Source organism: Streptococcus sp. 2100, assembly GCF_013276335.1.
Classification (GTDB): domain Bacteria; phylum Bacillota; class Bacilli; order Lactobacillales; family Streptococcaceae; genus Streptococcus; species Streptococcus pseudopneumoniae.
In genome coordinates, this window is the sequence record NZ_VMKV01000077.1 from 1 (window position 1) to 11,498 (window position 11,498).

Annotated in this window: 13 protein-coding genes; 2 read left to right on the forward strand and 11 right to left on the reverse strand. The window is 41.2% G+C overall.

Annotated elements, in window-relative coordinates; all coding sequences use genetic code 11:
• Window positions 1–492 precede the first annotated feature (492 nt).
• The 3 genes from rpmH to HT669_RS09780 all read right to left on the reverse strand — a co-directional run bounded on the left by rpmH (window position 493) and on the right by HT669_RS09780 (window position 2,442).
• Entirely contained in the window at window positions 493–627 is a 135-nt protein-coding gene (gene rpmH, locus HT669_RS09770) for a 50S ribosomal protein L34 (RefSeq protein WP_000831907.1), read from the reverse strand.
• Window positions 628–771: 144 nt separating this feature from the next.
• A complete protein-coding gene (locus tag HT669_RS09775; RefSeq protein ID WP_050208835.1) occupies window positions 772–1,986 on the reverse strand; it encodes a pyridoxal phosphate-dependent aminotransferase in 1,215 nt (404 codons plus the stop codon).
• Window positions 1,987–2,142: 156 nt separating this feature from the next.
• The gene (locus HT669_RS09780) at window positions 2,143–2,442 is read right to left on the reverse strand and encodes a hypothetical protein (RefSeq protein WP_172933696.1); all 300 of its coding nucleotides are present in this window, start codon (window positions 2,440–2,442) and stop codon (window positions 2,143–2,145) included.
• 171 nt (window positions 2,443–2,613) lie between these two features.
• Here HT669_RS09780 and HT669_RS09785 point away from each other — a divergent pair, with 171 nt between their 5' ends.
• The gene (locus HT669_RS09785; protein ID WP_000194272.1) at window positions 2,614–3,066 is read left to right on the forward strand and encodes a universal stress protein; all 453 of its coding nucleotides are present in this window, start codon (window positions 2,614–2,616) and stop codon (window positions 3,064–3,066) included.
• A gap of 116 nt (window positions 3,067–3,182) precedes the next feature.
• On the opposite strand, the gene HT669_RS09790 is transcribed toward HT669_RS09785, so the two are convergent.
• Window positions 3,183–4,574 (reverse strand): Cof-type HAD-IIB family hydrolase, encoded by a 1,392-nt coding sequence (locus HT669_RS09790; protein ID WP_172922354.1) that lies wholly within the window; start codon window positions 4,572–4,574, stop codon window positions 3,183–3,185.
• A gap of 65 nt (window positions 4,575–4,639) precedes the next feature.
• Between HT669_RS09790 and HT669_RS09795 the strand changes: the two genes are divergently transcribed.
• Window positions 4,640–5,602 (forward strand): asparaginase, encoded by a 963-nt coding sequence (locus tag HT669_RS09795; protein ID WP_172922353.1) that lies wholly within the window; start codon window positions 4,640–4,642, stop codon window positions 5,600–5,602.
• Between the two features lie 349 nt (window positions 5,603–5,951).
• Here HT669_RS09795 and ccpA read toward each other — a convergent pair whose 3' ends face one another.
• The 7 genes from ccpA to HT669_RS09830 form a co-directional block, all read right to left on the reverse strand.
• On the reverse strand, window positions 5,952–6,962 hold the full coding sequence (ccpA, locus tag HT669_RS09800) for a catabolite control protein A (RefSeq protein WP_000990605.1): 1,011 nt from the start codon (window positions 6,960–6,962) through the stop codon (window positions 5,952–5,954).
• A 317-nt stretch (window positions 6,963–7,279) separates the two neighbouring features.
• Window positions 7,280–7,879 carry a response regulator transcription factor gene (locus tag HT669_RS09805; RefSeq protein ID WP_172922351.1) on the reverse strand — a complete coding sequence of 200 codons (600 nt, stop codon included), beginning with the start codon at window positions 7,877–7,879 and terminating at the stop codon, window positions 7,280–7,282.
• Window positions 7,880–8,977: a sensor histidine kinase gene (locus tag HT669_RS09810; RefSeq protein WP_172922350.1), complete on the reverse strand. Its 1,098-nt coding sequence runs from the start codon at window positions 8,975–8,977 to the stop codon at window positions 7,880–7,882.
• Entirely contained in the window at window positions 8,977–9,714 is a 738-nt protein-coding gene (locus tag HT669_RS09815) for an ABC transporter permease (protein ID WP_050278926.1), read from the reverse strand. The genes HT669_RS09810 and HT669_RS09815 overlap by 1 nt, the downstream gene beginning before the upstream one ends.
• A gap of 1 nt (window position 9,715) precedes the next feature.
• Window positions 9,716–10,600 (reverse strand): ABC transporter ATP-binding protein, encoded by an 885-nt coding sequence (locus HT669_RS09820; protein WP_050278927.1) that lies wholly within the window; start codon window positions 10,598–10,600, stop codon window positions 9,716–9,718.
• A gap of 16 nt (window positions 10,601–10,616) precedes the next feature.
• Window positions 10,617–10,781, reverse strand: a complete 165-nt coding sequence (locus HT669_RS09825) for a hypothetical protein (protein WP_000709172.1) — start codon at window positions 10,779–10,781, stop codon at window positions 10,617–10,619.
• Window positions 10,778–10,984: a hypothetical protein gene (locus HT669_RS09830; RefSeq protein WP_172922349.1), complete on the reverse strand. Its 207-nt coding sequence runs from the start codon at window positions 10,982–10,984 to the stop codon at window positions 10,778–10,780. Before HT669_RS09830 ends, HT669_RS09825 begins: the two co-directional genes overlap by 4 nt.
• Window positions 10,985–11,498 lie beyond the last annotated feature (514 nt).

The following is an 11,498-nucleotide window of genomic DNA, read 5'->3' on the forward strand; positions in this document are numbered from 1 at the left end:
CTGTCAAAGATGGGATTATACCACTTTGATAAAATTAGTCAACACTTATCCTGACACTTTTATCATTTTTTTCATCGCTGAATCCCACTGAAAGTTCTATAAGGAAGTTAGCCATCCATCCTTCCTAAAAATGAGATGGTTCAACTATAGTGAAATGAAATAAGAACAGGACAAATCGGTCAGGACAGTCAAATCGAGTTCTAACAATGTTTTAGAAGTAGAGGTGTCCTATTCTCGTTTCAATCTACTATAGCTTATGACGAGCCCTTCCTTTACCAGATAGATCTATAGCGAAAGGAAATAAAAACGCAACAGATTGATTAGGAAATGCAAAGCAATTTCTAGAACTGTTTTAGCAGTCGCTATCTACTTTCCTAGCTTCAAGCTACTCTATCTTTGACACCGGGCTCATCTACTCTTGCCCCTATTTTTAAGCACAATAAAAGCCAGTAGACTCGAGTTCCTACTGACTTTCCTTCTCCGTGGTTTGGACTAGGCAGCCAAAACGTTGCGTCCTTTACGACGACGAGCTGCCAATACGCGACGACCATTTTTAGTTGACATACGGTTACGAAATCCGTGTTTGCGCGCACGACGAAGTTTACTTGGTTGATAAGTACGTTTCACGATGAATACCTCCTCATAGATTTTGTATTCGTTTAGCCGGCTATAAAGTGATCAGTTACTAAACATACTTTACCATTCTATCTGATTCTGTCACTTTTGTCAATAGCTCTAGGCAAATGTTTCCAGCTTTTTCTCATGTAAGCCCTATCTGCGATACTGTTTTAAGAAACGAGTCATCTTTTCTTGGATTTGGGCTAGTTCCTCGACACGAGGAAGGTAAACGATACGGAAGTGGTCTGGTTCCTGCCAATTAAAGCCTCTCCCATGAACCAAGAGCACCTTTTCCTGCTTCAAGAAATCAAGGACAAACTGCTCATCATCATCGATACGGTACATATTGCGGTCGATTTTGGGGAAGATATAGAGACCCGCCTTGGGTTTAACGGCAGATAAACCTGGAATATCCTGAATGGCATGGTAGATGAAGTTTCTTTGCTCGTAGATTCGTCCACCAGGAAGGAGTAATTCATCGACTGATTGGTGACCACCCAAGGAGGTTTGGACGACTTGTTGGGCCAAAACGTTAGAGCAAAGGCGCATATTGGACAGCATATTGAGCCCTTCGATATAGCCCTTAACATGAGTCTTAGGGCCAGACAGGACCATCCAACCCACACGGAAACCAGCGATACGATGCGATTTTGACAGACCATTCATGCTGACACAGAAGAGATCCGGTGCCAGACTCGCCACAGGCGTATGCACATGCCCATCCATGACCATGCGATCATAGATCTCATCCGCAAAGATGATCAAGTCGTTTTGACGGGCAATCTCAATAATCTCCAACAAGAGTTCCTTCGGATAAAGGGCTCCAGTTGGGTTGTTTGGATTGATAAGGACGATTGCCTTGGTATTGGAAGTGATTTTTGACTTGATATCCGCAATATCAGGGTACCATTCTGCAGCTTCATCACAGATATAGTGAACGGCATTTCCCCCAGCTAGGCTGACAGCCGCTGTCCAGAGAGGATAGTCTGGCATAGGCACCAAGACCTCATCTCCATTGTCCAAAAGCCCCTGCATGGACATGACGATCAGCTCACTGACACCATTTCCAAGGTAAATATCATCCATAGCCACATTGGGGAATTTCTTCAGTTGGCAGTACTGCATGATGGCCTTACGGGCTGAGAAAATCCCTTTGGAATCAGAATAGCCTTCACTATCACGCGCATTCATAATCAAGTCATGGATGACCTCGTCTGGTGCTGTAAAGCCAAATTCTGCTGGATTTCCTGTGTTCAGACGCAAAATCTTTTCTCCATTTGCTCGCATCCGCATGGCTTCTTCCAAAACCGGACCACGGATATCATAAGCAACATGCTCTAACTTACTAGACTTGTTATATTCTTTCATCTTGTTTCCTCCATTCATCAGACTAGTAACATTATACCACTAGAAAAAGAATGCGACAAGTTTGCTGGAAGCTGTTACTAGATTTATATAGAAGAAAATCCTCGCTAAAAGCGAGGTCAAGACAAGTGAAATAGCAGATGTTTTGCCAAAGAAAGATCACATACCAAAAGATAAACCTAGAAAAAGCAAGCCTAAAAAGGAGTCATAAAGAAGATTAAACATGAGGAAGAGCCCCCATATCATCAAGTGATCCCAGCGACCACTTCTTTTAGCGACTAGGAATAATACCAGATGGTAGAATACATGAAAGACTAAAAAGCCAACAAAACCTGGATAAAGAAGCGGTACCAGACTCTCTAATTGCCAAATCATGATCACTTCTACCAAGACCGAAGCTAAGATGATTCCATAATAAAGGAAATTTATTTTTTTTGATTTTTGAAAAGAGTTTTTCATAACCACTCCTCTCCAATCTATTCTATCTTTACTCTCACTCTTTTTTATATATTTTAACATATATACATACATATGTCAAGCGCTACCATTTTTTGAAAAATACTTTTTTTGCTTTACTTCTATAGTGAAAAGGTTTACAATTGTAGTAAGAAAATTTCAGGAGGTTTCATTATGACACAACGTTACCAAAATATCATGGTCGCAATCGATGGGTCTAAGGAAGCAGACTTGGCTTTTGTCAAGGGAGTTCATTCTGCTCTACGAAACGACGCTAAACTCACCATCGCCCATGTCATTGACACACGCGCTCTCCAAAGCGTATCCACCTTTGATGCTGAAGTTTACGAACAACTCCAAGTCGACGCTGAAAGTCTGATGAAAGAGTACGAAAAACGTGCTAAAGATGCTGGTGTGGCCGATGTTCATATCGTCATTGAAATGGGAAATCCAAAGACCCTACTGGCACGTACTATTCCCGATGCTGAGGAAGTGGACCTCATCCTCCTTGGCGCAACCGGTCTCAACGCCTTTGAACGCCTCTTGGTCGGCTCTTCATCTGAATACATCCTCCGCCATGCTAAGGTCGATTTGCTGGTTGTGAGAGAACAAGAAAAAACCTTATAATCACGTCAGCTTCCATCTGCAACCTCAAAAACATGTTTTGAGCTGACTTCGTCAGTCTTATCTACAGCCTCAAAGCAGTGCTTTGAGCAACCCGCGGCTAGTTTGCTCTTTGATTTTCATTGAGTATTATTTCTCTCTTTATGGCGTTCATAAGCCTTGAGCTGGCGCTGCAGTTCCTTTTTAATAGCAGGTTCTGGAGCATATTTTTCTTCCCAATCATCTGGTTTTAAGATTTTGTGGGTCACTGGATCAAAATGAGCCTTGCCATCTGGAAAAATTTTCCCCATATTAGCCTGATGGACAATGTCAAAAATACGTTCTGGGTCCACCCCCATCAAGACAAAACTACCGTAGGTAAAGTAAAGCGTGTCAATCAAGGCATCCACTTGCCCTATCAAATCTTGCTGGGCAGGCGTCTTCTTGGCTACTTTATCTGCCGCCTTATCAAGAGCCTGATGAAGTTGCGATAGAGCTTGAGCAAAGTCCTCTTCAGAAGGACTGGCTGCTCGAACAAACTCCACCAATTCTTCTATTTTAAAGCCAGCCCTATGGGTTGCACCTTCTAAATCCCAAGCTCGAGGTTCTTCTTGGGTCCGTTCATCCATCATGTGGTGGAAGGTCTTGACCTTATTGAAATGATAGTCACGGCTGACAAAGACTTTTTCTGAAGCCAAAACACCAAAATGTTCCAAGGCCTTGTGGATTCCGTCTTGCTGATTGCTGGTGGTAATGTGCTTGGCAACTTCCTTGACACTGCTACTACCATTTCCCATAGCCACAGACATACCGACACCCGCCAACATTTCTAGGTCATTGTCCGAGTCTCCAAAGGCCATGACTTGGTTGAGGTCAAAGCCATATTCTTTCCCGACTAGTCGAATGCCTTCCAATTTAGAGTTTCCTTGATTGATGACATCCGCAGCAAAAGGATTGCTACGTGTCAATTTCAAGTCTTCAAAATCAGCTGCCGCCTTCTCAGATTCTTCTGGCGTCATCAGCATCAAGACTTGGTAGATAGGCTGATTCATCAGATGAAGCAGGTCTTCTTCCTTTTGGGGAACAACCTTGCTGACCATTCGATTAAAAGACTGACTTACCGTCCGAGTTAAAACAGAGGGAACGAAGCGACTGATTCGTTGGGAAAAAGAACCCAGACCAAAGGACATGATTTTGGAACCCAACATGGCATCCTTGGTCCCTAGGGCAATCTCCTTGCCCTCTTTTTTAGCATAGCTAATTAGATGGCGCAAATGCAACTTGGAAATAGGGCTCGTGAACAAGACTCTTTCTTTATTAAAGATATACTGGCCATTATAGGTTACCGCAAAATCCAGATCCAAATCGTCCATCAATTCCTTAACAAAAAAAGGTCCTCGACCCGTTGCTACACCAACTAGCACTCCTTGCTCTTTGACAATCTTAATCGCGTCCTTAGTGGATTTCAAAACACTCTTGCGATCGTTAACCAAGGTTCCATCGATATCAAAAAAAACAGCTTTGACTTCCATCCTATCCCAATCTCCCCTTTTGTGATACAATGATTATACCACATTTCAGAAAGAGTGAGTAAATCATGCCTAAGAAAATCCTTGTTTTACATACGGGCGGAACTATTTCCATGCAAGCCGATGCTTCTGGCGCTGTTGTGACGAGTTCAGATAATCCCATGAACCATGTATCCAACCCACTTGAAGGAATCCAAGTCCACGCCTTAGACTTTTTTAACCTGCCAAGCCCCCATATCAAACCCAAGCATATGCTGGCTCTCTACCAGAAAATTAAAGAGGAAGCGGCTAACTACGATGGAGTGGTGATCACACACGGAACCGATACTTTGGAAGAAACAGCTTATTTCCTTGATACCATGGAAGTTCCCCATATGCCTATCGTTCTAACAGGGGCCATGCGCAGCTCCAATGAACTCGGTAGTGACGGTGTTTATAACTATCTGAGTGCTTTACGAGTGGCTAGCGATGACAAGGCTGCTGACAAAGGAGTTTTGGTTGTTATGAACGATGAAATCCATGCTGCCAAGTATGTTACCAAAACACATACGACCAACGTCAGCACCTTCCAGACCCCAACACACGGTCCACTTGGTCTGATCATGAAACAGGAAATCCTCTACTTTAAGACAGCTGAACCTCGTGTTCGCTTTGATCTTGATCACATACAAGGCTTGGTGCCTATCATCTCGGCTTATGCTGGTATGACAGATGAGCTGATTGATATGCTGGATTTAGAACACTTGGACGGTTTAATTATCCAAGCCTTCGGAGCTGGTAATATTCCCAAAGAAACGGCTCAAAAATTAGAAAACCTTCTGCAAAAAGGAATCCCAGTCGCCCTGGTTTCACGATGCTTTAACGGTATCGCTGAGCCTGTTTATGCCTACCAGGGTGGGGGCGTGCAATTACAAAAATCTGGTGTCTTCTTTATTAAAGAACTCAACGCCCAAAAAGCCCGCTTGAAACTCCTCATTGCCCTCAATGCCGGACTAACAGGGCAAGATTTGAAAGACTATATGGAAGGCTAAGACTCTTGAAAAATCTCTTCAAACCACGTCAGCTTCCATCTACAAGCTCAAAGCAAGGACTTGAGCTGACTTCGTTAGTTCTATCCACAAGCTCAAAGCAGGGACTTGAGCTGACTTCGTTAGTTCTATCCACAAGCTCAAAGCAGGGACTTGAGCTGACTTCGTCAGTTCTATCCACAAGCTCAAAGCAGGGACTTGAGCTGACTTCGTCAGTTCTATCTACAAGTTCAAAACAGTGTGTTGCGCAGTCTTTAACCAGCCGCCTAGTCCGCTCTATGGTATTCATTAAGTCAACATCTCTTGTTTAAGAGCACAAAATCAGGAAATCTTCTCGATTCCCTGATTTTTTCTATTTACGTTTTCGTGTTGAGCTACGTTCTGTTAATCCATGAGATAATAGAACTTCACGTTCTTCCAACACTTCCTTGTGCATAATCTTAGTCAACATACGCATACTAATGGCACCAAGGTCATAAAGAGGTTGGGCAATAGTTGTCAAGTTTGGACGGGTAAAGCGAGAGACTTGCGAATCATCACTGGCAATGATCTCAAATTCTTCTGGTACTGACACACCTTTATCAGCCAAACCGTTCAAGACACCTGCCGCCAACTCATCACCTGTTACAATTGCTGCAGTTGCATTTGATGAAATCAAGCGCTCTGCCAAGGCATAGCCATCTTCATAAGTGTATTTAGATTCAAATACCAATCCTTCGCTATAAGGAATATCTGCTTTTTTCAAAGCTTCCTTGTAGCCAACCAAACGAACCTTACCATTGATGTCATCCACTAGTGGACCACTGACAAAAGCAATGCGCTCATTTTCTTTAGCGAGATAGGTCACTGCATCAATCGTAGCTTGTTTGTAGTCAATATTGACACTTGGAAGCTGATGCTCTACATCCACAGTTCCTGCGAGAACAATCGGAGTACGTGAACGCGAAAATTCTGAGCGAATTTTATCTGTCAAGTGATAACCCATAAAGATAATGCCATCTACCTGCTTTGAAAAGAGGGTATTGACAACAGAAACTTCTTTCTCGTTATCTTCATCGCTATTAGCTAGGACAATATTGTACTTGTACATTTCTGCAATATCATCAATCCCCTTAGCCAAACTCGAAAAATAACCATTGGTAATATTTGGAATCACGACACCAACAGTGGTTGTCTTTTTACTTGCAAGACCACGCGCAACTGCATTTGGACGATAATCCAAACGATCAATTACCTCTAACACTTTTTTACGGGTATTCTCTTTTACATTTTTATTGCCATTAACCACACGGCTGACCGTCGCCATGGAAACACCTGCTTCACGAGCGACATCATAAATGGTTACTGTGTCATCTGCATTCATTCCTTTTCCTGTCCTTTCTATCCCACACATTCTTTTACAAGTAGAGGCACCGATTAAAGCTCTATATCTACTTACAAAAGTGAAGATGTGAAAATTTCGTTTTCATATTTTTACTTATTCCATTCTATCACTAATTGTAAACACTTTCAAGTGTTTTTTGAGGATTGATTGAAAAAATTTCATAGAAAGCCTAGGTTTAGCTCCTTGCTACCACCTTAGAGCCACAAAAAGGAGGAAACTAAGCCCCCTCAAGTTACAAATTGTTTGATTGAATAATTTTAATTTTAACACATAATGGTTTTCGCGTTATGATAGTATCACAACCAACCAGATTCTTTCGCGATATTAGCTGCCTCTGTTCGATTACCTGCATCTAGTTTCGAAAGAATATTGGTGACATAGTTTCGGACTGTTCCGTTGGATAAATAAAGTTGATCTGCAATTTCTTGGTTAGAGAAACCCTGAGCAATTCCCTTTAAGACTGCGATTTCTTGTTCTGTCAACGGATTGGGATGCATCATCACCACTTCCATCAATTCAGGCGAATACTCCTTGCCTCCTTCGAGGACAGTATGCAAAGTTTGCATGAGGTCTGCAATGTTTCTTTCTTTTAATACATAAGCATCTACTCCAGCCTTGACCGCACGTTCAAAATACCCTGGGCGCTTGAAGGTCGTCACTACAACCACCTTTGTTTCGAGCTTTTCTGCTCGTATCCACTCCAAGACTTCAAGACCAGTCTTAACAGGCATCTCTACATCAAGAATGGCAATATCTACGGACTCTTTTTCTAAGAGTTGGATTGCTTCTTGCCCATTCTTGGCTTGTAAGACAGACTCTACATCTGCTTGAAAGGCAAGCAACTGGCACATAGCATCTCGCAACATACTTTGATCTTCTGCGACTAATACTTTCATCTACTTTCTCTCCTTATAAGGTAGTCGAACCTGAACTTCTGTCGGTTGTTTCCAACTAATTACCTTTACTTCTCCCGAAAACGGAAGAATACGATCTCGAACTGTATGGAGGTCATCCCCCTTTATAGAAGCAAAGCCACAGCCATCATCTCTCACTGTTAGAATGAGTTCTTTCTCTGTCCGTTCTAATTTTAAGTAGACTTTAGACGCTTTAGCATGTTTGATGATATTGGTCACCAACTCAAGCAAAATCATGGAAGCCGTTGACTCCAATTCTTGAGTAAGGCTAGCAGTATCTAATTGATTAGCTATTTCCACCTCAATTCCAGCAATTTCTAACATCTTTTTCACAGTCTCTAGTTCGGATGTCAAAGTTCTAGACTTAAGATTTTCCACAATGGTTCGAACTTCACGCATTGATTCTTTGCTAATTTGCTGTATTTCTCTTAATTCCTTTTCCACCTGTGGATAAGCCTGCATTTGAAATAACTGCAAGGCTAGATCAGTTTTAACACTAAGCATAGCAAAGGTATGTCCCAAGCTATCATGCAAATCTTGACCGATACGATTGCGCTCATTTTCTGCTAGCAATAGATTTATCTGGGCATTTTGCTTGACCTGAGCTTCTTTCAAATCCTCGATAATGCGAATCCGAACCGAGCCCAAAGTCATCAAATCAACAAAAGCAAGAATTACAAGCATATAAACTAGAAACTCAACTTCGATTCTCTGAATAATCAAAAGTCGCCCCACAACAAGGACTTGAGCAAGGAGAAATGTCCATACATGTAAAGACTTTAAACTACGTACGCCAAAATGATAACTTAAGAGGTTAGAAAGGAAAAAGAAAAACCAGATATAATTCCCAGCAACAAAGGCGGTATTCCCAGCTACATAGACCAGCATGATCCCCCAGAAAAGCCAAGATAGGCGCTGGTTCTTAGTTATTAAAACACCCAAATACGTCACTACAAATAGAATATCAACCAATAAATGCCAAGCAGGAAGCTCCCCAATCACTACAGGTAGGATGGGAAAAAGCATAAAAATCAAACTGGCCCAAAACATATAGTGTATGCTTTTCAGTCTTTCAAGCATTAAGCATTCTCCTTATGACCTTGAAGGTAAATAGTCAAACCAAATAAAACTGCTGAAAAAACAAGTAAATAAACTGTGGCTGATAGATTGATGCCACCCTTGTTTAAGAAGGTCTTGAGCAACTCCATCAACTGATAGGTCGGGAGACACTTACCGACTGCTTGCATCCAGTCTGGAAATAAAGAGATAGGCATCCAGAGCCCACCTAAAACAGCCAAGCCAAGGTAAAGAAGATTGCCCACGACAGACATCAGCTGACTAGTTGGTAAGAGAGTCAAGGCCAAGCCAAGCGCTACAAAAGCAATACTTCCCATAATCAGCAAAATCGCAGCTCCAACCCATCTTGCTAAAGGCATATCCACACCTCTGACCAAGTGCCCAACTGAGAAAACAACCAGGATTGAGACCAAATAATCAACCATCATACTAGTTATCTTTGATAGATAATATTCTACCATATTTACTGGAGTATGACGTAATGTTTTCTGCCAGTTGTTGATCTTATCGGTATGTAAGACAGCTGGGAATGAAAACATAGCTGTCGACATCATGGAAAAAGCCGTCATGGAGATGAGGTAGTCACGCATAAAATTATCTAGTCCACCAGGTGTGTCCTGGTACATGCCAGAAAAGAATAGATAGAAGGCTGTCGGCATCCCTACGGATAATAGATAATAGACTAATTGTCGTTTGGTCAATAGAAATTCTATCTTGTTTAGTGCGATCCATCGTTTCATCTTAGTCATCTCCCTTTTGTGTTTCTTCAAAGATTGTATCTAGCAAACTACGGTTATTAACTTCGATTTCTTGTATGCTACATCCTGCTTGAACTAACAGTTCCCAAAAAGCATTTGCCTCTCGTGTGACTACTTGCAGAGCATCTTGTTTTTGTACCCAATTTTCAACCAAGTTTGACTGTTCGACAACTTCCTTATATGCTAGAGGAAGGATAAAGTGCTTTTCAATCTCCTCACTGCGCATGGCTAGAGGTGTTGTATCGCGAATCAACTCTCCCTTATTCAAGACCAAGATTCGGTCCGCTGTATGCTCTACCTCTTCAATATAATGAGACGAATAGAGAATGGTGACTCCCTGCGCTTTTAGGTCCTGAACAATTTCCCAAAAGCGTTGACGAGTTGAAGTATCCATGGCAGCAGTTGGTTCATCTAAAAAGACAAGCTTTGGTCGCCCAATCAAGGTCAAGACAAAAGAGAAGAGACGCTTTTGCCCGCCTGACAATTTTTCTGCGAATTGCTCTTTCTGATGCTGGTCAAACTGCAATAGTTGATCGATTTCCTGGTTGCTCAAGGGATTTGGGTAAATGCTTTGAAAGAAAGCAATCAACTCTATGACCTTTAATTTCTGAACGATGACATTTTCTTGAGGCAGATAACCTCTAATATAGTCTAACTGAGAACTCGTCACTGGCAATCCTTGGATAGATACTTGTCCACTGGTGACCAGTTTATCTCCGAGCAAACAGTCCAAGAGTGTGGTCTTTCCTGCTCCGTTTGGCCCAATCATGGCAACACATTCACCTTCAGCTATCTCAAAGGAAATATCCTTCAAAATAGCCTTACCCTTGATGTTTTTATGTAAGCCTTGTACCTTAATCATGTTCATAATATTCTCCTTTCAATCACTCCATTCCCATAGGGAAAACGACGAAAATCATAAATCCAAAACCCCAAGCACCACGGATGAATTGGTAAAGGAAGTCTTGATCAAACCAACCTGTAAACATTTCTACCAACCATACCAAGAGTGACAGACCAATAAAGAGATAGATAATCGCTTTTTTCATTCCTCAAACTCCTTTTTCACATCTGAGACTAATTTCAAACCTTCTCTAACAAGCCAAGACATCATTCCAAATCCAGCAAAGACCTCCCAAGGAAAATGGTAGAAATCCTCATCCAATCCCGAAAACATGAGATAGGTCATAACTCCTGCTGCTACTAAACTCACTGCGATAATCATGTTATTTCTCATCTCTTCTTCCTCCATTTGATACTACAATTATAGTCTTTTGAAATCAGAGGAGATAGAAGCTTCTGTCACTAGAAAATATGACAAATGTCATAAAAAATTCTGTTCAAAACAAGCAAGATACACTATACAATAAAACACAATTAGAAAAATCTAAGGCAACTTCCTCAAAAGAGATATCAAACCCAATTCACACCATAATATAAACTAATACTTATTTAAAATCAAAAAGAGTAGAAATTTTTATCAGGCAAACACATATATTATACGTTGAACAAAACCCTTCTATTGCTTTCTTAAAAATTTATAGGAGGCTAAATTTATAAGAGTTATAAAATCTGTTAAATTTCAATGTGTATACCTAAACTACGGTATTTATTGAAAAGACTGGAGACAAAAAGTATACGCTACCAAAATGAATTACTGAAATTCAAAAAAAGAGAGAACCAAACTGATTCCCTCTTAATGTATATAATATCTAGTTTTAAAAATACACACTCACATATCTCTGTAATGAATCGGGAAGACAGGA

Bases quoted from the DNA above. Each gene is read 5' to 3' on its own strand.
- HT669_RS09780 (WP_172933696.1), bottom strand. From the start codon at position 2,442: ATGAAAAACTCTTTTCAAAAATCAAAAAAAATAAATTTCCTTTATTAT.
- HT669_RS09830 (WP_172922349.1), bottom strand. From the start codon at position 10,984: ATGGAGGAAGAAGAGATGAGAAATAACATGATTATCGCAGTGAGTTTA.
- HT669_RS09810 (WP_172922350.1), bottom strand. From the start codon at position 8,977: ATGCTTGAAAGACTGAAAAGCATACACTATATGTTTTGGGCCAGTTTG.
- ccpA (WP_000990605.1), bottom strand. From the start codon at position 6,962: ATGAATGCAGATGACACAGTAACCATTTATGATGTCGCTCGTGAAGCA.
- HT669_RS09785 (WP_000194272.1), top strand. From the start codon at position 2,614: ATGACACAACGTTACCAAAATATCATGGTCGCAATCGATGGGTCTAAG.
- HT669_RS09775 (WP_050208835.1), bottom strand. From the start codon at position 1,986: ATGAAAGAATATAACAAGTCTAGTAAGTTAGAGCATGTTGCTTATGAT.
- HT669_RS09795 (WP_172922353.1), top strand. From the start codon at position 4,640: ATGCCTAAGAAAATCCTTGTTTTACATACGGGCGGAACTATTTCCATG.
- HT669_RS09805 (WP_172922351.1), bottom strand. From the start codon at position 7,879: ATGAAAGTATTAGTCGCAGAAGATCAAAGTATGTTGCGAGATGCTATG.
- HT669_RS09790 (WP_172922354.1), bottom strand. From the start codon at position 4,574: ATGGAAGTCAAAGCTGTTTTTTTTGATATCGATGGAACCTTGGTTAAC.
- HT669_RS09815 (WP_050278926.1), bottom strand. From the start codon at position 9,714: ATGAAACGATGGATCGCACTAAACAAGATAGAATTTCTATTGACCAAA.
- HT669_RS09820 (WP_050278927.1), bottom strand. From the start codon at position 10,600: ATGAACATGATTAAGGTACAAGGCTTACATAAAAACATCAAGGGTAAG.
- HT669_RS09825 (WP_000709172.1), bottom strand. From the start codon at position 10,781: ATGAAAAAAGCGATTATCTATCTCTTTATTGGTCTGTCACTCTTGGTA.